This window comes from Nostoc sp. (genome assembly GCF_036917615.1).
In the GTDB taxonomy this organism is placed as follows: Bacteria; Cyanobacteriota; Cyanobacteriia; order Cyanobacteriales; family Nostocaceae; genus Nostoc.
Genome location: NZ_JBALCZ010000009.1, coordinates 1 through 20,509, shown reverse-complemented (window position 1 = coordinate 20,509; position 20,509 = coordinate 1). Strand labels below are relative to the sequence as shown.

Annotated in this window: 16 protein-coding genes; 3 read left to right on the top strand and 13 right to left on the bottom strand. The window is 39.6% G+C overall.

Features of this window, described 5'->3' with window-relative positions; genetic code table 11:
* Positions 1-29: 29 nt before the first annotated feature.
* On the bottom strand, positions 30-1,526 hold the full coding sequence (locus V7K85_RS00860) for a glycosyl hydrolase family 57 (RefSeq protein WP_334810778.1): 1,497 nt from the start codon (positions 1,524-1,526) through the stop codon (positions 30-32).
* Positions 1,527-1,760: 234 nt separating this feature from the next.
* Between V7K85_RS00860 and V7K85_RS00855 the strand changes: the two genes are divergently transcribed.
* Entirely contained in the window at positions 1,761-2,465 is a 705-nt protein-coding gene (locus V7K85_RS00855) for a ScyD/ScyE family protein (protein ID WP_334810776.1), read from the top strand.
* Between the two features lie 179 nt (positions 2,466-2,644).
* Here V7K85_RS00855 and V7K85_RS00850 read toward each other — a convergent pair whose 3' ends face one another.
* The 4 genes from V7K85_RS00850 to V7K85_RS00835 all read right to left on the bottom strand — a co-directional run bounded on the left by V7K85_RS00850 (position 2,645) and on the right by V7K85_RS00835 (position 7,959).
* On the bottom strand, positions 2,645-3,520 hold the full coding sequence (locus V7K85_RS00850; protein ID WP_334810775.1) for an SDR family NAD(P)-dependent oxidoreductase: 876 nt from the start codon (positions 3,518-3,520) through the stop codon (positions 2,645-2,647).
* 881 nt (positions 3,521-4,401) lie between these two features.
* Positions 4,402-6,546 (bottom strand): peptidase domain-containing ABC transporter, encoded by a 2,145-nt coding sequence (locus V7K85_RS00845; protein ID WP_334810773.1) that lies wholly within the window; start codon positions 6,544-6,546, stop codon positions 4,402-4,404.
* 222 nt (positions 6,547-6,768) lie between these two features.
* Positions 6,769-7,017: a hypothetical protein gene (locus V7K85_RS00840; protein WP_334810771.1), complete on the bottom strand. Its 249-nt coding sequence runs from the start codon at positions 7,015-7,017 to the stop codon at positions 6,769-6,771.
* A 669-nt stretch (positions 7,018-7,686) separates the two neighbouring features.
* The gene (locus tag V7K85_RS00835; RefSeq protein WP_334810770.1) at positions 7,687-7,959 is read right to left on the bottom strand and encodes a hypothetical protein; all 273 of its coding nucleotides are present in this window, start codon (positions 7,957-7,959) and stop codon (positions 7,687-7,689) included.
* A 948-nt stretch (positions 7,960-8,907) separates the two neighbouring features.
* On the opposite strand from V7K85_RS00835, the gene V7K85_RS00830 reads away from it, so the two are divergent.
* On the top strand, positions 8,908-10,242 hold the full coding sequence (locus V7K85_RS00830) for an HlyD family secretion protein (protein WP_334810769.1): 1,335 nt from the start codon (positions 8,908-8,910) through the stop codon (positions 10,240-10,242).
* Positions 10,243-10,417: 175 nt separating this feature from the next.
* Here the strand turns inward: V7K85_RS00830 and V7K85_RS00825 are convergent, their stop codons facing one another.
* From V7K85_RS00825 to V7K85_RS00815, 3 genes are all read right to left on the bottom strand, one after another.
* Positions 10,418-11,188 carry a hypothetical protein gene (locus V7K85_RS00825; protein ID WP_334810768.1) on the bottom strand — a complete coding sequence of 257 codons (771 nt, stop codon included), beginning with the start codon at positions 11,186-11,188 and terminating at the stop codon, positions 10,418-10,420.
* A 337-nt stretch (positions 11,189-11,525) separates the two neighbouring features.
* Entirely contained in the window at positions 11,526-11,837 is a 312-nt protein-coding gene (locus V7K85_RS00820) for a hypothetical protein (protein ID WP_334810767.1), read from the bottom strand.
* Between the two features lie 834 nt (positions 11,838-12,671).
* The gene (locus V7K85_RS00815; RefSeq protein WP_334810766.1) at positions 12,672-14,360 is read right to left on the bottom strand and encodes an alpha/beta hydrolase; all 1,689 of its coding nucleotides are present in this window, start codon (positions 14,358-14,360) and stop codon (positions 12,672-12,674) included.
* 312 nt (positions 14,361-14,672) lie between these two features.
* On the opposite strand from V7K85_RS00815, the gene V7K85_RS00810 reads away from it, so the two are divergent.
* Complete coding sequence (locus V7K85_RS00810) at positions 14,673-14,867, top strand: hypothetical protein (protein ID WP_334810765.1); 195 nt, start codon at positions 14,673-14,675, stop codon at positions 14,865-14,867.
* Positions 14,868-14,887: 20 nt separating this feature from the next.
* Here V7K85_RS00810 and V7K85_RS00805 read toward each other — a convergent pair whose 3' ends face one another.
* The 5 genes from V7K85_RS00805 to V7K85_RS00785 form a co-directional block, all read right to left on the bottom strand.
* Positions 14,888-15,802 (bottom strand): ion channel, encoded by a 915-nt coding sequence (locus tag V7K85_RS00805; protein ID WP_334810764.1) that lies wholly within the window; start codon positions 15,800-15,802, stop codon positions 14,888-14,890.
* A 167-nt stretch (positions 15,803-15,969) separates the two neighbouring features.
* On the bottom strand, positions 15,970-16,863 hold the full coding sequence (locus V7K85_RS00800; RefSeq protein ID WP_334810763.1) for a DUF2382 domain-containing protein: 894 nt from the start codon (positions 16,861-16,863) through the stop codon (positions 15,970-15,972).
* 268 nt (positions 16,864-17,131) lie between these two features.
* A complete protein-coding gene (locus tag V7K85_RS00795; protein ID WP_334810762.1) occupies positions 17,132-18,037 on the bottom strand; it encodes a DUF2382 domain-containing protein in 906 nt (301 codons plus the stop codon).
* A gap of 442 nt (positions 18,038-18,479) precedes the next feature.
* The gene (locus V7K85_RS00790) at positions 18,480-19,322 is read right to left on the bottom strand and encodes a DUF2382 domain-containing protein (RefSeq protein WP_334810761.1); all 843 of its coding nucleotides are present in this window, start codon (positions 19,320-19,322) and stop codon (positions 18,480-18,482) included.
* Between the two features lie 315 nt (positions 19,323-19,637).
* Positions 19,638-20,450 (bottom strand): tetratricopeptide repeat protein, encoded by an 813-nt coding sequence (locus V7K85_RS00785; RefSeq protein WP_334810760.1) that lies wholly within the window; start codon positions 20,448-20,450, stop codon positions 19,638-19,640.
* Positions 20,451-20,509: the final 59 nt, after the last annotated feature.

Here is a 20,509-nt window from a genome sequence, read left to right as displayed (position 1 = left end):
CCACACTGTACTAGCTTCCAGTCCCCCGTTCAATTCATCTGCAATAAATTTTCGCCACGTTGATAAATTTCCCGTGCATAGTCAGTCCAAGCACCTTGTCCCCAATAACGAAAACAACTGGTTTGCAGCAAAAGGTTATGTAGGAGAACGTTACGGTAGTGAAATTGTCTGGTAACAGGTTCTGCTGAGTCAGTTTGCAGTAATGGATCAATCTTTTGATGAAATAAACTGCTTAGTTGATACATGGGAGATAACACATTTTCATATCCTTTCACCCAACTGATATGATTTGTCCACGAGGCTCCATCCAGATGAAAATTAGAGTTAATTTGCTTTAATTCTTGAATCGCATTCTCTACAGCTTCCGGTTGACAATTATCTGGTGAAACTCGTTCCCAAATCTGATGTTGTCCGACTGGCTGACAACTTGGATAGTCTTCAGGTTTGCATCCAGCCGCTTCTATTAATTCTAAATATTCTGTACCACACATCCCAACAACACCTGATTTTCCTCCGCCGTTATTGACCATATCCCACCAAGCTTGTTTAAAAGCGCTAGGAAATTCATTCATCATCACACCGCCATTTTCACCATCTCCAATTTGGCTAACTATTGGTGGCACAAAAACACTGCCTATTTGTTGTTTTGATAAGGTTTTAGCTTCATAATAAGGCTGCATTTGTGCGACTAATTTAGTATCGGAACCTTGGGTTTTAATTAAGGCTGTAATGCTAATTGTTTCGCCTTGGGAATTGCGGGCAATCAGACGATGTGGTAAATGTTTGTGAGTAAGAGATTGACCGTTAATTGTTTCTACAGAATGTTCTTGAACGAGTAGCCAGCGATATCCACATTCTTTCAGCGCTTTCACAAATTCAAAGAGAGCATCAGGGTGATTTGGTAGGTGCATTTCTGGGGGCGAAAATCCTTTGACTCGCGCTAGTGCTTCCCAGCCAAAAATTGCCGCAAAGTGATGTTGCCATGCAATGATATGCAATTTAATATCTGCTATGGGTGTGGAAGGAATAACTGCATGGCCCCACATTGTACCCAGCCACTCTACATAAGGTTGATAGGTGCGATCGCAAGTGATGCGTTTAAGATTATCAAGAACATCACCGCGTCCCATTTGCCGCAGTCCCCACAAAAGATTACCTGAGTAATCTAACATCACACGGGGATTGCAACCTTGATTTACGAGTTCGGGGATCAAGTCTCCCATGCGGCTGTAACAATAAGCAAAAGGATCTGCATTGTGGTTATCCCCTTCATTGGGATGTTCAAACATATATTGCAGATTGCTAATGAGTGTACCACCATTTCCAGCAGGTATAGTTGGCTGGTGCATGTGTAAGGCGATCGCAAACACAGCATTTACGTCTTCTAAGCGGATATTCGTTGTTGGTAAAAATACTGGTTTATCATGGTTAACTACAGAGAGAATCTCTGTTTCCCAACCAGAAATATTCGGTAAACCATCAATGATTTCGGGCAAAGGAGTAAGAGTTGTGGGGAAGGAAAGCATTTCTGGTTGCTCCGAAACAAGGTATGTCTAATTATGCGATCGCCCAGCAATTTTTGATCTGCAACTTTATTTATTGATCCAAACTGCGATCGGCTTGTAGTCCCGCAAAATTTTTGTAAGTCAACAGTTTGGATATCCGACTTCTGTGGTAATTGTTACAAAATATACAGTAGTTCTATTTTATTTCGTTGGTAGGGGCGTACAGATGTACGTCCCTGTCCCTACAGCCGATTCATGTGTTGCAATTTTGGAAATGGAAATAAAATTGTTGCAGTTGATACTGGTGCTAATGAATTACTCAGCGTAGGTACTGATGGAAGTAATTTAAAGGCGATCGCCACAATTCCTCGGCAGACATTAACTAATCCAATTTTTCCCTCTGGTGCATCGTCATCGCCATTTGAAATCCAAGCAGTACCCACAAATATCGCCAAAGGCCCAGATGGCGCTTATTATATTAGCCAATTAACTGGTTTTCCTTTTCCCGAAGGTAAAGCAAATATCTACCGAATTGGTTCTGATGGTAAACCAACAGTCTATACCGATGGCTTTACCCAACTTACTGACTTAGCTTTTGATACTGAGGGTAATTTGTATGCTTTGCAGTATGCTAATCAGTCACTCTGGAAAGGTAATCTAGATGGTTCTGTGATTAAAATAGCGCCCGATGGAACTCGCACAACTATTCTTAGTGGCAGTGGACTAGAGTCTCCTACTGCTTTGACTATTGGTGCTGATGGTGCTATTTATGTGACAAACCGAGGCGATCGCCCTGGACTTGGACAAGTTCTCAAAATTGAGAATCCCAAGTCTGTTCCTGAATCTACTTCTACTTTCAGCTTATTAGCGCTTCTTGGCACTGTCAGCGTTACTTGGTTGCAGAACGGTAAAGTTAAACGACTTAAGGGACTTCCAGAAAATAAATTATTCCCTAAATAAAAATGATCTGAATTTGATACCTATTTAGGTAGGAAAAATACGAGTTGGTGGAGAAGATTTTGATATTCCTGTCCATGTGGGACAGGAACTCTCAGAAGTATTATTTAATCGTCAGTCGCTAAAAAATCAGCGGTTGGTGGTAGATATACCATCCAAGGTGTTAACGCTGGGATAAATAGTTATAGCGACTTGACCTGACATTGAGTTTTTCTCAACAGTAACAAATCGCCAAAACGCTGAATTTTAGCCAAAAAACTCAGGTTTTCACGAGGCTGTTGTTTTCTTGGGGCTGGCGGAGTTGCTATTCGTAAAATTAGCTCTAGCAACCAAGGAGCAAGGCGTTGACACAATACAGCTAAATGACTTTGCCATCCGACTAAAATTTCTGGTGAATCATTTTGCATTCCGGTGACGAGTGCTTTCGCCACTTGCTGGGGAGTCATGGGGATCACCCAGCGAAATAATTTTAAGTCGCGCATCATGTCTGTGTCTGTGAGGGAAGGCAGTAATGCAATCACTCGGATATTGTGTTCAGCTAGTTCCTGGCGCAAGGCTTGGGTAAATCCTAAGATCGCAAACTTGGTTGCTGAGTAAGTCGCCATCGTCGGTGCTGCTACTTTCCCCATCAGGCTCGACACATTAACAATTGTCCCTTGCTTTTGGCTGACCATGCGTCGAGCGATCAGACTAGTGAGGTTGTACATTCCTAACAAGTTCACAGAGAGTTCTTCTTGAACTTGAGGCATTTTAAATTGCAAAAACGAGTTTTGGTATGCGACTCCCGCACAATTAACCAGCAGGTGAATCTGCCCGTAATTGCGCCACAGTTGAGCAACAGCGATATTCACTTCAATTGTCTGCGTCAAATCTAATGCCACGATCGCAGTTTCTGTGCCTATCGCCTCGATTTCCTTAGCTACCTCGACTAACTTTTGGCGATCGCGTGCTACCAATATCAGCCGCTTGATGCCTTGTTGTGCTAGTTCGAGGGCGATCGCTCGTCCAATACCACGGGAAGCCCCTGTAATTAGGGCTACTTTGCCTTGAATATCCATTGGTTTTATTCTCCAAAATTTAAGTCTTACCAAACTCTTAGTTATTGCTGACCGACACAATCAAGAGCTACTCGCTTGTCGGCACAAGGTAAGACAAATAATTAATTGCAATTGAAATCAAATCCAAACTAAGCCTTTAACAACGAGATATTTCTTGGTTAATCTGCAATCCCTCATAATTGTCTATACGAGGCAGAAATTTCTCGTTTTTAACCCCTCAAAGCCTAAAATACTTGGCTGAATGCATGTAGCTCATAGATTTTACTTCTCCTAGATCCGAGCGCTCATCAGCATCGTTGTCATACACACGTTAGCAATTAAATCAAGGTATTGCAATATTCTTTAATCAGGATTTCTTAATACTAGTTAACACAAACATATATATGGAAAATATTTTATTAAATAAGTTTTTATGAATATCTCAGTACAAATATCTCAATCTCCTGACAATTAAGCCCTGTTTTGAGAAATTTTGATATCTCAGTCATAGCTAAGAAACAAAAAAGACATATAGGTTTTGGTTACTTGTTGCAAAACTTAGGTTTTTCAGCTATTTTGCGGAAATTTATAAGTATATTTACTGAATTTATGAAAATCAAGGTTTCTGATATATCTTTTTTAAAATAATAGAAGAGAGTTAAATTATCGTCTTTAATGCAAATTACAACGGCGTGTTTATCTGCCAAAACTTTAGGACAAATGGTAATTTGTTTGGCTTTAGCTTTGAGTTCATCAAAGGAATGCTTGAGACTTGCCTGGTGTATGGCAAACTTAAATCATTCATGAACAACAAGATCCCCGACTTCTCTAAGAAGTCGGGGATCTAAAACTTTCAATCTTCAAAAATCAAATAAGATTGCTCTAGTTAAAACTGTGAGTAATTAAGGGGTTAAAAAGTCTAAATGGTTTCCTGGTTGGGCACGCAAATCTTCTACTGTCCCCTGAATTTGTAACTTGCCTTGATCTAGTAGCACGATCCAATCAGCGCGGGTGATTACTCTAGGACGGTGGCTAATCAGGATCGTGGTTTTACCTTTGCGCTGGAGCAACAGTTGATCTAAAACTTGAGCTTCACTAACTGGATCGAGTCCAGCAGTTGATTCATCTAAAATCAGGACCGGTGGATCGTTAACGATAGCTCTTGCTAGAGCCAGTCTTTGGCGTTGTCCACCAGAAATATTTGACCCAAATTCACCTAATACAGTTTGATATTTTTCAGGTAGTTTACTGATAAAATCATCTGCCTCAGCAATTTGGCAAGCGTTGACAATTTGATCAAAGGTGACGTGAGGAGCACCTAAGCGGAAGTTTTCAATAATTGAGCGACTCCAAAAATGAGCATCTTGAGGAACCAGAACAACTTGTTGCCGCAAACAATCGAGAGCTAGGTCTTGCAGATTATAAATCCCAAAGCGAATATTGCCAGTATTTGGTGCATATAATCCGGCAATCAGTTTAGCGAGAGAACTTTTACCACAGCCGGATGTACCAATTAGAGCAACAACTTTACCGCCAGGAACCGTGAGTGTAAAATCTTCTAGTAGCTCTAGCCTGCCGGCGTAGTGAAAGTTTAGGTTTTTGCAAATAATATCAGCATTACTAGGAATTTTAGCAAAGGGTTTAGTACTATCGCTTTGAGTTTCAGGTGTGGAATCGATAACTTCTGTTAAACGTTCCGTGGCAGTTTTGGCACGCATGAATTCATCTATAAATCCAATCACAGCACCGAACAATGCCAAAAAATTCCCATTCATGCCGTTAAATGCCAGCAGTTGACCGATGCTGAGTTCCTTACTAATAACTAGGGTGCTGCCGAAACCAATCAAACTAACACTGCCAATAGCATAAACTAACCCGGAAAAGGTGCTGTTAATAATTCCAATCTGAATTGTGCGAAATGTTATGTTTGAGAGCCGACCAAATCTATTCTGAAATTCTTCCCAAAATTGAGGAGCAGCAGTAGTACTTTTGAGTGTCAGCGCTCCTTTAAAGCTTTCAACGAGAACACCCTGGTTTTCCGCGTCTAAGACCAACATACTTCTGATTTTTTGTTGAAGTGTTGGCAGGAAAACTACTGTAGATGAACTCATGACAATAGCAACAACGACGGCAACAAAGGTGAGTTTCCAGCTATAGAACACCATGAAACCCAAAGAAATCAGTCCGATAAATAATTGGCTAGGCAGACTGATAACTGCTTGAGCAACTAGCTGATTAATTTGTTGAATATCTTGCAATCTGCTAACAATCTCGCCACTGCGACGTGATTCATAGTAAGCCAGAGGCAGCCGCAAGATTGCCCTGGCAAATTCCAGAACTATCCCTAACTCAAGCCGTTGGGCAAAATTGGCAATCAGGTTAGATTGAACTAATTGCAGACTACTTCCCACCAAATTCATCACCACAACCGCAATAATTACACCAATAAGAAGCTGGGTATCACCTCGAACTAGTACATCATCCGTTAGAATTTGAAGCAGGAAAGGAGACGTTAACGAAAGCAGGCCGATAGCTATAGCACAGAGAAAAGCCTCGAATATTATGCCTCCATAAGGCAATGCACGCCGCGCAAAGCGCCAAATACCGTTGATTTTATCATCCGGTTGAGCATAAAAGCGAACCGAATCTGGCTCTAGTAAAAGCATGACTTGATCTGACCATGCCTCCGTTAATTCTTTTTTAGAGACATAACGGATGTTAAAGGCTGGGTCGGCAATTATATATTTTTTGCCTTTCTGACCATACAAAACAACCCAGTGGTAACCTTTCCAGTGAATGATTGCTGGCAGTGGTGCTTGGTTCATTCGGTCTAATATTTCTTTTGATGCCCTGACCGAACGCGCATTGAAACCAAGTGCCTCGGCTCCCCGCCTCAATCCCAACAATGTTGTTCCAAGTTGCCCGGTACCTACCGCTTCCCTGATGCGATTTAGTGTAAAGTTACGTCGATAATGTTTGGCAACGGAAGCAAGACAAGCAGCCCCACAATCTTCTTCACTATGTTGTGCAACAACTTGGTATTTCATTTCAGACTCCAGTACCCAATAGCATTGTAAAAAAACTTAAAAAAATAGCAGGGTCTCGTCCCTGCGTGGTTAATAATTTGACCAACAGTTTAATTTTACTAAGTAACTAAGCAAAAAAATCAAACTATGTTATGTAATGTAAAATTGATTAGATTCGCTAGTAGTAAGCGGCTCCAACCGCTTACTACAAAACTTTAACTATTCACGCCCGCTTACTTATCACTACCAATCAAATTTTAGTAGGGAGGATAAGGATAGGTTTATTCCCAGGCTCTTTAATAGTCCTGACACTGAAGTTCTTCCTTTGGTAGTTTTCGTTTTTACAACTTTTTCAGTTTGTTTCTTTACTCCTTTTTTATCAATTATCACTTGACTATAAGAATAAGAAACGTTGCTTTCACCACCACACAGGCTTACTTCTTGATCTTCAGTCAGGGATATAAGCATTGGGAAGATTTGAGTGCTTTTCATGATTCTAATTAACCTCAGATGTTAATTACAAGTTTCTAAATTGATGGGAAGGTGCATTAACTAAAATATAACCATTGGTAGCACCTAACAAAATGGCTATATCTTTTCAGCTATTTTTTGCAGAATAGTAAATTTTGATCCATATTGCTCTTTAATCACTCTCGAATAAAACAATTACAGCTTAGAGCTAAATGCCGAAAGTTCGGATATAGCTAGGGATTAAATGCTCGTATATTGATATAAACCCCGAAACTAAGCCAAATAAACAGAACCCTAAATATAAAAGGTTTTGAATTTTACTATCTATACTGAGAGTGATTAAACATGGATATGAGCGAGTTCTCAAATAGCAGCGCTTAGTTCTCTACTTTACTGTTCAAGGTTAGCAGTATCTTTAGCAAAAGCATTAAGTGAATCTATCAACAGTTGCCTAATAGGAACTGTTGATAGACTTTAATAACTTTGTTCAACAAAAGTATGCGGTAGGAATAAACGTAATGCTAGAATAACTGCGATAAGCAACAAAGTTAATGTCTTGCTAGAAAATAAACTACCCTGTTGGAGCAGGTTAGTTTGTCTAAGACATTTTACCTCAGTAAAGACGCGGTTGATCGTGTCTTTACGTTTATTCTTCCCCTTCTACTAAACCTCATTATTTAACTTGCACCACTAACCACTAACAACGTTAACAGCGGTTTGGGTGACAGTAGAGCCACTAAGAATACCAGTAGCATCGTTAACAGCGGTTTGGTCTATTTTAGAGCCACTAAGAATACCAGCAGCAACGTTAAGGGCTACTTGGGTGATAATGACGGGCTTAGGAGCGGTGGTGGTGGTGGTGGGGGTGGTGGTGGTTTTTTTTACGGGCTTCTTCCACCAATTACCACCAGACAAATTAGCTTCTTCGGTAGCGGTTAATGTGGTGAACAATGTGCTTTCCATAATCTTAGTTCTCAGTTGATTGTTGAAGTTAAAGTCAGGTCACTTCAAAGTAATAAATATACCAGAAAAATAGTATATTTAGTAACTTTTTCTGTGCCGTTAAAAGTATTATACGACTCTTGCTCTATAGGTCAAGCAAATAATTTTTTAATAAATCTGTATTACACCTCTTCAGAAAAAATACTACAGAGTTATTATTTATACAATTTTAATTAAAAAGAAGTTCTGATTTATCAGAAAATTGCAGGCGTCAATGTCTGTATATGGCACTCGAAAAGTTGAGCTTTGCCACAACACGTATAAGTTAAGTTTATTACGTATTAATACTTGTAAAATAACGAAATTGCCCAAAAATAAAGATATAGTCAATCAAATAGACTATGTCTTTATACAAGCTGCACTTAAATAAGTTGATAAAACTCAAAACCTGTATTCTGCATTATCAAATAAGTATTTTTACGTATATATTATTTGATATTTAAATAATATATACATAAAAAAACTAAACTTGCATAAATTTTTTTAATATAGAAACCCTGAAGTTTGCTTAATTATTGATTAATGGGAAAAAAGCTTTCACTCATTATACAAATTGTTTGTAAATAAATAAAGAAGGGATAAAATTTTAGATGAAAATTATAAAGATTTAGTATTCGGACTAAAAGACGCTAAAAGGTGCTAATTATTATTTATAATTAGCTGTATATAAACCTTATATTTACATATTCAAATGCGTATATATAAGGCACTATCAGTAATCAAAGCAAAAGCTGTCGCTTTCGCCCTAGAAGGCGAAAACGCCAAAAGTAGGAAATTTTTGTCAAAAATATCATTGAAACAGAAGAGAGCTTTGATTTTTTGGATATCCCTAAATTTTGGTCGTTACGCTAACGCAAGGTAGATTTTTTTGCTAGATTGTTTACACAACCAAAATGTTTTTTAATCTTCATGCTTATTGACCCACAACCAGACTTTCTCCGCCTAGTCGAAAACGACGAATATCTTCCGCCAGTCAGCATATGGACAAGGTTAGGAGGGATATTTTTAATCGGAAGTATTGGCGCTGCCTTCGGTCTTGCTAGTGTCATTCAATACAACATAATCGTGAAAGCTGATGCTACCGTCCGCCCAACCGGAGAAATACGGTTAGTGCAAGCAGCAGCTGAGGGAACAGTTATAAACATCAAGGTGAAAGAAAATCAGGTTGTGAAAAAGGGAGATACGATCGCACTGATCGACAACTCCCAATTGCAAAGTAAAAAAAGCCAAATACTCGGAAATATCCAGCAGAATCAGTTACAACTAGCGCAAATCGATGCACAACTCAAAGCCCTAAAAGTTCAAATGACTGCTGAGTCCAATGGAATGCGACAAGCGATCGCATCTGCGAAAGCAGACTTCAGTCGCAATCAAAGAGACTATAAAGATAAAAAAATCACGACTCAGACAGAAGTAAAAGAATTAGAAGCCAATGTTGAATTAGCTAGACAGCAATTGAAGGGATATGAGCAGCTGGGAAATACAGGAGCAATCGCTGATCTCGAAATTAAAGAAAAAGAACAAGCTTATAAAGCTGCTACTGCTAGACTCGAAAACGCTAAAGCTGCACTCAATCCCAGTGATGCTAACGTGGCGATCGCACAGCAACGCATTGCCCAAGAATTGACAAAGGGTGAGTCTACCCTCGCTCAATTAAACAAAGAGAAAGAGGAAATCATCAGGCGTCAAGTTGAAATCAAAAACCAAATTAGCAGCGCTCAACAAGAACTTAAACAAGTCTTTACGGAACTGCAAAAAACTGTAATTCGTACCTCAGAGGCAGGTACTATTCTTAAACTAGAATTAAGAAATGCTGGACAAGTAGTCCGTCCTGGGGATGTGATCGCTCAAATTGCTCCCAACAATGCCCCTCTGGTGATCAAAGCCCGTGTTGCTCGTGATGATATTAGCAAAGTGAAGGTGTGTAAAGTCGTACAAGTAACAAAATGTTCAGAGGGGGAAGTACAAATGCGGCTTTCTGCTTATCCATACCCAGATTATGGCATCCTCAAAGGTGCTGTCAGAGGTATTAGTGCCGACGCAATTACCTCTCAAAGTAACAGCAACATTCCAACTCCGCCTTACTATGAGGTGACAATTGAAGCAGAGAGACTTTATTTAAAAAGGAACGATAAATCCTATCCGATTCAAGCAGGGATGGAAGTTACAGCTGAAATCATTTCTAAAAAAGAAACCCTACTAACATTTATTCTGAGAAAAGCAAGACTGCTAACAGATATATAGGCTGCTTCCTGTATTCCACACCATTGAGAACCACTTTTACAATTCAAAATTCAAAATTTACGCATTGTACTCCTACGGAGAAGCGAGCTAGCAAGAGCGTCTCCTAGAGAAGAGAGTTACATAAAAAGAGCAGCGCCTTGCGGGGGTTCCAAGAGTTGTGGCGACTGCGGGGAATTTAAACCCCGACAGTAGCTTTCTTCCCGCAAGCTAATTGAGCGTAGTCGGAGCCAGTGAAACTCCGAGTTAATAATTGTTTAATCTTATATTCTTCAGCAAAATTAACAAGCATATCTACCAAGGCTGTAAACAGTTCAAAAATTTTATTAACTAATTCACAGGCTTCCTTGCGAATATCTTCTGCTAAATGCATACTTGCAATATATTCTTTTGTTTCATAAGAATGAACACTATAGTCATTTTCAGCGAGTAAATGAGGATTTCCAAAATCCTGATACTCTCGATTAGTAAGAACTTTTAATTCTTGAGTGACTGGTGCAGTAACTGAGAAAAAAATATTTAAGATTGATTCTATTGACTCAATAGCTACTAGCTTATAAATGGGATTAACTTGAAAAGTTCGCCGATATAGCTCATAAATTGTTTGTCTACAAATCAGTGTCTGCTCACTCCAATTAAATTTTAAAGAGTCAGTGAAATTTAAGAATCGGTTAAAATCTGAGTCTTCTAAATCTTTTAAAAACCATATCCAATAATTCTCTTCTTCACGGTTTTGTTTGTTAACAATATCTTGAGTTTGGTTAACTGTTGGTTCTTCTAACCAAACAAACTTGCTTAAATCTCCATATCCCATTACAAAAAGTGCAAAACAAGCAGCAAAAGATAATCTTTGTATAAGATTAATGCTTTTATTTACTAAAAACTCAAAGAAGGGTAATTGAGCAAATTTGGCTGATTCTTTTTCAATTAATGCAAACACTTTTTTCATGTTGAACTTTCACCTACAATCATTACTTGTTTACTATTGAAGTTCGTCAACCTAGTACCTGCTTACTTTACGTTGGGCGCACAAGTTTTATGCAGAGCTAGCCAATTCTTTACAAAAGTTCATAGAAAAATCCTACCTGATAATTGGACAGCGTAGTGTCTATTGAGTTATCAGTTCGGCTCATAAGTTTTTCGCAGAAGACACCCTTTGTTTACAAAAGTTCACCAACTGCGTTACAGTCAACGTTTTCCCCTTGTGTGGTCAGAGTTTTGTTTTAGTCGCTTGGGCATAGCGTTCGACATTAACCAGGGTGTTCGAGTACAGCAACGGCAAAACCCTAGGATGCTAGATGTTCAGCCAGATAGACAAAGGCAGAGCGGTCTGAGGCGAGGTCATGAGAAATTATAATCAGGAAAAAGGGAGGCGACAGAGAGTTCTCAGTTGTGATTTTTGAGTTTTGAGTTGCAGGTAAATAGATATCCACGGGTAGACGGCGTGAGCGAGAAATGTCATTTAGCTCTAGGCTTTTTTTCTGCCAGCGGAATTTTTCTGGCGATCGCAAATCTGGCTGTTTTGAGAAGTCAATTGTTAAATTGGCTGCTTGAGCGATCGCTTCTTTTTGAAGAGAGGCAACAACTTCATCCCTCACCAGTCGCACTCCAATACAAGCAAAAGAATTCTGGCGACTGACGCCTTTATTCTTTTTTGTTAAATTATTGTCTACCTATTTATAAGGTTCTCAATGGCTAAAGCCGCTTACTAGGAGCTTTTATTTAACTTAAGGCCTTCTAGTTATTCCATATCTCAACAGAGAAAATATCGGGAATTTTGGTATGTTTATCTTACTTACTCCAAACTAATAGACAGACTTGCTTATTCGTTTGGAGTAAGTAAGGTAAAAAGAGTTTGCTTATCCACAAGTTATTAGATTGTGATGAATATGGTCAATTTATAAAGTAGCAGCGCTTGTTTCCCCACTGGATACTCATTTATTCTTGCCCACTTACTTAATTGTTATTTAGACTTAGGCTATGGCTCACCTTTTAGCCCTCTTATAACTCACATTCCGCACTTGATCGTGTAATACACGAAGATTTCCAACATCTGACTAATAGTGGTTAAATAGCAATTACAAATCACCAATTATTATCAATATTAATACATAATAATGCTCAATTATTAGGAAGTATTATTGAACAGTGTCGTATTACACTTTGAATTACAAAGGTCGGTTATAATACTCTCATTAAATAAAAATCAGAACCCTTGATTTTCATTGGCTTGATGAATCTAGGGGTGGGCTGGGGAGGCACTCGTGCTCTGGTGAAGAGAGTTGAACGAAGTGGTGTTTGAGGAACGTAGCAAGATTCCGCAGGGTAACTCAGCAGCAAAAAACCTTAATCTTGTTGGCTTCCCTAAAGCAAGGCTGCTAACAGATTTGTAAGCTCCTTTCTGTATTCCATGCTATTGAGAACCACTTTAACTAAGGTGGGGTAGGGGTAGGTTGAGGTTTTGATGGTTTGGCTGACTGGGCAGTTGGCCCATTCCAAATTTGATTGAATTGATCTGCTGACAACGACTGTAAAATACTGAGATTAAGCGGCTGTTTACTGATAAATGTGGCGTAGGATGGCTGCAAATATGATCGGTATTCAGGGCGATTGAGGAGATGAGTTTCCAAAAAAGCTACACTCAGGGCGTTGAGATAGGAATAAACAGCAGCCCGATCAGGTCCCAGCAAGGCAGATGGCACAGGTAAAACATCATTTTGAGAAGTAGGTTCGCCGATCGCCGAAAAGTGGGTAGCGTTTTCAATCAAAGCTAGATACTTATTGGAGTCAGAAAGCCAGGTAAAGGGGCGAATTTGCTCAAATACGGGTGGGGCAAAAATATCTTGACTACCCGCTACCAGCATTACCGGAATTTTAATTTGACTCACACCACCCTGACCCAAAATTGAGCTGTCAATCGGATTAATCGCCATGATGGCTTTGATGCGATCGTCTTTGAGTTCGTAATTCCTTGGGGGTAACTCAGTTGCTTGACACTGCAAAAAGAGCGACAAATTAAAAGATGAATTATTAGGTTTACAGTCTTGCCTAAGTTGGTTAAAGTTAATCTTTGCTCCTGCTAGAGTCAAAACAGTATAACCACCAAGTGACTGACCGATCGCCCCAATTTGCTGAAAATTGAGTTTTCCTTGGAGGGTAGGATCGGATTTGTCTAGAAGCTGGAGTTCATTGAGTAGATACTTGATATCCAAAGGTCGGTTGATAAATTCTGCTGCGTCTGGCGGTCCTGCCAAACCTGCAAAGTATAGCTGAAAGCGTTCGGCATTACTACCAGGGTGTTCCAGTACAGCAACGGCAAAACCATAGGATGCTAGATGTTCAGCCAGGTAGACAAAGGTAGAGCGGTCTGAAGCGACACCGTGAGAAATCACAACCAGGGGATAGGGCGCTTGTCCTTGGCTTTGTGAACCTGCTTCAGGTAAATAGATATCCACGGGTAGACGGCGTGAGCGAGAAATGTCATTTAGCTCTAGACTTTTTTTCTGCCAGTGGAATTTTCCTGGCGATCGCAAATCTGGCTGTTTTGAGAAGTCAGTTGTTGAATTGGCTGCTTCGGCGCTCGCTTTTTTTTGAAGAGAGGCAAAAACTTCATCCTTTTTTTTGATCAATTGTGACAAGTCATCGACTATCCTTAACCCCTCTGTAAAATTCACCCGGATAGTATTGCTAGGAAATTTCCGCAGCAAATTCACAACCGTTAAACCCTTTTGATCAGCAGCAGCCAAAATCAAAGAGGCACGTATGGCATAGAAGCCATTCTTTCGAGACTCAGTGAGGAGTAATTTTCCCAGTTGTTGCACCACCTCCTCTCCGATCGGTGAGTAGGTAACTTGAGATACTAGTGTAGGAGTGACATTGAAGCGTTGCTGGAGCAGATCCCGCAGTTGAGCGAGTTGTTGAGGAGTAGCACGATTAGCATAAAATGAAAAGTCTTCATCGATTTTGCCTTCTTTAGCAAAGGTTTCTAGCGAGTCCACGGATAAGTAGAATTCGCCGAAGGGAGGGTAATAAAAGCTAATACGTTCAGCTCCCAATCCGGGAGTAGCAGTCAAAAACGTAGATAGCAAACCTAAACCCAAGTATCTCAAAAATTTTTTCATTAGAAAAACCCACGTCTAACCCTGCTAAACAACTTTGGGCAGGGAGGAAAGCGGAGCGGGATCTATAACCGCTTTCCTGTTTACTTGATTTAGATATATCAAACAGGCTACAAGCACAATAAAGCAAGTATTTCCATCCATAGTTTCGCACATAGGCAATAATCGGCACTGAACTAAATTTCGGGATGTTAGGGGCGCACAGCTATGTGCCTTTACTTATTGTGCTGAATTATCAAAACACATAGGTAGCAAATTTTTCAGCCAAACAGCATCAGTAGGGCGATAATAGATATAGAGATCTAAATATTTTATATGTCCTTCTCCTCCTGCGCCTGTTGTGTTGTCGTCCTCAATCAACAACAAGAGCAAAATATCTCCCACCAAAACCAGTGTCAGGATGTACCAGTTAACCACGGCAAGAGCATGGTTAAAAATTCCACTGTAGTTGAAAATGGTCGGGTTGTCGTTAAACCCTTACAACCAACACTCAATCAGACTTCCGAGTAAATTTCCGGAATTTAACCCCTTTAATCTAAAGGAAAAACATCGTGGAAGCGGTTGTAATCAATGTAGCGATTTCCATCGGGTGTGTGGTGGAAGATATCGACAAATTGATTGTTCCATAAAATCTCATTAGCACCATAACTATGACGGGCTTGAACGACTTGTGCAACTGTTTCATCAATGCCACTTAAAGAAATGATCAGCATAGTATTTGTCTGGGTTAAGGATTCTGGTGTCATCCCATATAAAGGACTAAACTCATCAATGACATGCATTACTGACCAGCTTAACGTGAAGCTAGGTGTTTGGTTCCTTAGCAGTTTGAGATCGTAGATCCGACGCATGAACTGCCCTTCTTGGGTTACTTCGTCGCGCATTAAGTAGACTCGCATCTGCGCCTCCAGAATCATATTGCGACGCTTATTAGCGCTGCGAAATATGAGAGTCGGCATTGTATCATGAGATGTAATCACTGCTACACGGCTAAAAACCACACGAGCTGTGGGTCGAGAGAAGCGAGCAAACGCTAGTCCTGTCATCACAGCAATTCCCACCAAACCGATCATTGCTTCAATCGTGACAATAATGTTGGCGTAAGTTGTTTTAGGATACATTGCCCCATAGCCGATAGATGCTAGGGTTTGCACACTAAAGAAAAAGACATCTAAAAAAGAGCCAGGTCGGGCGTTGGCAATACAATCTCCTCCTATCAAGTAAGCTAGGGCAAATAGAGCATTAATAGTTACATAGAAAGTACAAATCAGGATGAGAAAGGCAGTCCAAGAAATCGTTAACAGCAGATGATAGGGATCGCGCCAGTAGGAATACCATGCACCCATACCCATAATCTCAAATTTTCCATCTCGAACTTGAATCTGAATAGGTGGGATCAAACGCTGTCGTTTCTTCGGTAAAAGTCTCTTTAGTCGAAATTTCATTGCAAGTAGCCAAAAGAACGGCAACTGCTTAGTATTGTAAATTAAGTTGCTTTGAAGACATTCCACTTACCCGCAAGGGAACAGAAACTTCAACTTTCTATACTTTTCTCAGCAAAAAAGTAGGGTGGGCAATGCCCACCCTACTTTTTTATATTCTAAAAACTAACTTATTTTTCCGGCTTTAGTGATTGACCTTTAGAACAGCGGTCAAACCACTCTTGGTATTTTTTCTGGCGTGACTCATCTTCAACAGCAATCGTCACTCGCACCTGCTTACATCCGTGATTTTTCTCTAGTGCGATCGCATTTAACAATAAACTAGCAATTTTAGGCGAGCTAAATTCGCCGTTTACCGTTAAACCACTGTCAAAACGTGTAACTTCAAGTCTTTCTACTTCGGTCAAGTCAACGCCAGAAATTTCCCCTTGTCCTAAATCAATTTCTGCGAGTTGTTTGTGTTCTGGGCTAATTTGTTCAACAATCAGCTTTTCACGCCGGACAGGAACTTGTACCATCCGGGTTTCTATTACTTTGCGAACAATCACCTCACCAACTTTACGCTTACTGCTTTCAACAAATAGTCGTTCTTCTATTAGACGAATAATCTGTTCTTCGGTAACCTGTTCTAACTTTACTGGCTCAACTGGACTATTTGTAGTTTGATTATTGGCTAGTTGCTCAGTTGAGTTTTCTGATAGTGTACGATCGCCTGGTGTTTCTGTTTCTAAATATTCAGGCATATACTCGATTTCTGATTTGTTTAAGTCTATGAAAACAGATTTAGTCGGCTTGTGGATTTGTTTTATTCTCTGGCTCTGCAATCGGAATAAAGAAGGATGTTTCTCGGCTAAGTGCTGACCATATTCTACAGTTTCTTGATTCGCCTGGTTAGATATAACTAAGTTTAGCCGACGATTAGCATCAACAATTAAATCATGAACCACTCCTACTAGCTGACCTTGCCTATCGATGACAACAAAATTCTTCACCTTCTCTTTCAAATCTGCCAGTGAGGTGCTAGTCCGAGTGTTCGTATTTGCCTGTCCAATGTTTTTTGTCATCGGTTGGCTATTCATATGCATGCAAAATTTCTGAACTGCTTTCTAGTTAGCTATATTAAAAGTATTGGTCATTTTGAGTTTTTAATAGCACAGGCAAAGCTAATTAAACAGCCCCACCCGTACTCTGTAAAATTAGTTATTAGTTCTCAGCTAATAACTATAGGACTCCGATTTGATTTTTGAAAACATACTGAGACTGAAAAGCCCGTTCTCTCAGTGTTTCATTTAAAATCTTGTTCAGGAATCAGACAGGAGTCCTATATGTTGGTTAGCGTTCTTCAATCGGAAGATTACCAGAATTCACATCTAACTCTTCACGACGCACGGTTTCTTGAGTTTCAACTGTCTCTTGATCTACCACTTTTTTAACTCTGACTTCTTCACGCAAAAATGCTTCTTTGCGAACATCAGCAGTTTCTTCATGGAGTTCTATGCGAGTAACTTCGCCTTCACGGAAGTCTGCTTCGCGACCAGAAGCGGCAGTACCTGCATCTGCTGGAGTTACACGCTCAATCACAACTCGTTCTCTTTCTATTGGCACTGCAACCCTTGCAGTATCAGTCTCAACACGCTTACCAATCGATACTTCTCCAGTTTTTTGGCGTCGTTTACTGGCAATCAACCGTTCTTCATACAATTTTAGAGTTTGATTATCTTGCTCATTTAACCCGTATAAAGAAGGCTCATTTTCGTAAGTGTAGTTATCACGGGCGTAAGTAGGCGTAACCGGCTGCTGATAAGTTGTATCCACTGGTGCTGTCGCTTCCAATGGTAATGATGAACCTAATGATGTATCTAAAGCTAGAGGGTAGTCTGTGGGTTGGCGATATACTCCACGCACCCGTTCTTCATAGTCGTAATCAAGGGTTTGGCGTTCATTGAACTCAGGTAAATTTTCTGCTTGCTCTCTAGTCAAGCCAATTGTGTAGACGCGGTCAACGTTATAGTCGATACGGGCACGACCAATTGGTAGTAATACTTTTTTACCAAAAATCCAGAAGCCTAAGTCAACAATTAAATAGCGAAAATGACCTTCCTCATCAACTAAAACATCGTTGACAGTGCCAACTTTCTCATCACTTCCTTGTGTATAAACCCCAAGCCCCTTAATGTCTTGACCTTCAAACGTATCGCGATAGCTAGGCTCAAAATCTTCTAGTTTGTAGAGAACCATTATATTTATTTAACCTCAAAAATTTTCTTGTCATCTCCCAATAACTAAACTAGACATTTATTGGCTTTTTTACCTCCATCTGGCGAATGAATTATTGATAAACTTAAATAATCAAAAGTTATAGATATTTTTTATCTATGGCATATATAAAGAATATGGCTAATTAGAGACGCGAAATTGGGAGAGTCTCACTTTTGTAAAAATATGTCTCGCCTTGGTGGATGAAATTCGCTGGATATATTACAATGCTTAACGCAAAATTTTGCATCTGTACACGGTTTATCAAGATGTAAATTTTTTAAACCCTGAGATTCCTGACTTCTCTAAGAAGTCGGGAATCTTGTTGTTGAATAAAATAACACAGGCAAAGAGAGATAAAAATTAACTTTGCCTGCATAATTATTTCAGATAAATGTATCAAACAAATTTATTGACGATCCACTTAAACAGCTTCATCTGTACTGGGATCATTTTCTTGCAGATGTAAATTACCGACAGTATCAACATCTAACTCTTCTCGACGAATGCTGTCTTGTACTTCCACAGTTTCTCGTTCTACTACTTTCTTAACTCGCACTTCTTCACGCACAAACGCTTCTTTATGTATCTCAGGCGTTTCTTCGTACACTTCTATGCGTGCTACTTCCCCTTCTTGGAACTTAAGTTCATTGGGATCTACAACCTTTCCTGCTTCTGTTGGTACAACTCGCTCAATCAAAACTCGTTCTTTTTGAATAGGTACTGTAACGCGTGCAGTTTCTGTTTCAATGTGCTTACCAAGCGTTACTTCTCCAGTTTTGATGCGCTGTTTGTTGGCGATTAATCGTTCTTCATAGAGTCTAAAAGTTTGATGAGCTTGCTCATTCAACCCGTATAAAGCTGGTTCTTGCTGGTAATTATATGTATCGCGATCATAAGTCACACCGCTGATTGGAGAACGAAATACACTACGTACCTTTTCTTCATAATTATTGTCAACGATCGCGTCTTCTTTGTGGTCAGGTAAATTTTCCACTTGCTGCTTGCTTAACCCATCAACATAGACGCGTTTTGCAGAATAATCGATCCGGGAAAGACCAATTGGTAGTAATATTTTCTTACTAACAAAATCTAAGCTTGTATCAATAATTAAATACCGGAAATGACCATCGTCATCAACTAAAACATCAGCCACTGAGCCAACTCTCTCTCCTCCCTCAGTATAAAGCTCCAGCGCTTTAATGTCGTCTCCACCAAAAGTTTCTCGATAGTTTGGGTCAAAATGTTCAAGTTTGTGAACAGGCATACGTTGTTCGCAGGTTGTTTATAAGGTTTATTTAGTAGTATAAAAAATATTCTGCTGAGTCTCCTCCTGCTAACGACTGAATTTAATTGAGATATTTTATGGTTTATAATTCCTCCTTTATCAAGGAAATACTCAAGTTCAACACTTGTGAGAATCAATAGGAGTACAACTAAAGTAATAAAAAACTCTAGTTCATACTGGTATAAAAATTTTTTTAGTGGAGATAATCTCAAAAGGTAGTCAGCGCCGGCGGACTTGTAGAGCATTAAAATACTGTAACAGTAAAGAAATAGAGAGATTGCAGGTCGCAAAAATCTAACCTGTAAGTATTTTCTTAAACCGTTCGTCTGCTCGAATTAGATCAAAGTCAGAATTAGTTTTTGCCAACTCTCGATGTTGGTCACCTCTTAACTTAATTGCCCGTGTCAAACTTTCAATAGCTAAATCATGATCATTTTTTAATGCATGACAACGGGCTTTATGACACCAAGCCCAATGAAATTCAGGCTGAAGCTCTAAGGCTCTATCATAAGAAACGATCGCCTCATCATATCGTTGCAATTTTCTTAGGGAATTACCGCACCCAAACCAAGCTATATAGCTATCGGACTGGATGGCAATTGCTTTTTGATAGGATAATAATGCTTTTGGATAGCGCCCCAATCTTCTCAGTGCCCAACCGTGATTAAGCCAAGCAATGAAAGAACTAGGTTGTCTCTGAATAACTTGTTCATAACAAGCTAATGCATCCTCATATCGACCTTCAAAAAATAAAGCATTTCCTTGTTTAAGATAATCATTAGCAGTAAAAAATAAATGAGTATTTCCAGCCTTTAATATTTCTAGCTGTGTTGTTAATTCCTGAATTTTTTGCTGAATTTCTGGGTGAACATAATCTTGTGTTAATGAAGGGGAAGGTGTTAATCCAGAAAGCTGCTGAAGAATTTGCTCTTTTTGGTTCTGAGGATCTAAAAATAGATTATTTAATTGGGATAATTGCCCTAAAAAGTCTGACTTTAATATTTCTAGCTCTTGCTTAAAATCTTCTGTTTGTTTTTTTACTTCTGCTGCTACTTCTTTTTCCAGTTGAGTTTTGGTTGAGTCGATGGGGGATGTTATTCCCCGCACCTCTCAGTTAGATCCGGACGTGCGCGTTTCCGTGCATCCGGCTCCCGATGTTCTTAGCT

What these genes read in the sequence shown, in the direction of transcription:
- V7K85_RS00810 (WP_334810765.1), top strand. Translation starts at nt 14,673, where the DNA reads ATGTCCTTCTCCTCCTGCGCCTGTTGTGTTGTCGTCCTCAATCAACAA.
- V7K85_RS00795 (WP_334810762.1), bottom strand. Translation starts at nt 18,037, where the DNA reads ATGGTTCTCTACAAACTAGAAGATTTTGAGCCTAGCTATCGCGATACG.
- V7K85_RS00800 (WP_334810763.1), bottom strand. Translation starts at nt 16,863, where the DNA reads ATGACAAAAAACATTGGACAGGCAAATACGAACACTCGGACTAGCACC.
- V7K85_RS00845 (WP_334810773.1), bottom strand. Translation starts at nt 6,546, where the DNA reads ATGAAATACCAAGTTGTTGCACAACATAGTGAAGAAGATTGTGGGGCT.
- V7K85_RS00815 (WP_334810766.1), bottom strand. Translation starts at nt 14,360, where the DNA reads ATGAAAAAATTTTTGAGATACTTGGGTTTAGGTTTGCTATCTACGTTT.
- V7K85_RS00860 (WP_334810778.1), bottom strand. Translation starts at nt 1,526, where the DNA reads ATGCTTTCCTTCCCCACAACTCTTACTCCTTTGCCCGAAATCATTGAT.
- V7K85_RS00825 (WP_334810768.1), bottom strand. Translation starts at nt 11,188, where the DNA reads ATGAAAAAAGTGTTTGCATTAATTGAAAAAGAATCAGCCAAATTTGCT.
- V7K85_RS00790 (WP_334810761.1), bottom strand. Translation starts at nt 19,322, where the DNA reads ATGCCTGTTCACAAACTTGAACATTTTGACCCAAACTATCGAGAAACT.
- V7K85_RS00850 (WP_334810775.1), bottom strand. Translation starts at nt 3,520, where the DNA reads ATGGATATTCAAGGCAAAGTAGCCCTAATTACAGGGGCTTCCCGTGGT.
- V7K85_RS00830 (WP_334810769.1), top strand. Translation starts at nt 8,908, where the DNA reads ATGCTTATTGACCCACAACCAGACTTTCTCCGCCTAGTCGAAAACGAC.
- V7K85_RS00855 (WP_334810776.1), top strand. Translation starts at nt 1,761, where the DNA reads ATGTGTTGCAATTTTGGAAATGGAAATAAAATTGTTGCAGTTGATACT.
- V7K85_RS00840 (WP_334810771.1), bottom strand. Translation starts at nt 7,017, where the DNA reads ATGAAAAGCACTCAAATCTTCCCAATGCTTATATCCCTGACTGAAGAT.
- V7K85_RS00805 (WP_334810764.1), bottom strand. Translation starts at nt 15,802, where the DNA reads ATGAAATTTCGACTAAAGAGACTTTTACCGAAGAAACGACAGCGTTTG.
- V7K85_RS00835 (WP_334810770.1), bottom strand. Translation starts at nt 7,959, where the DNA reads ATGGAAAGCACATTGTTCACCACATTAACCGCTACCGAAGAAGCTAAT.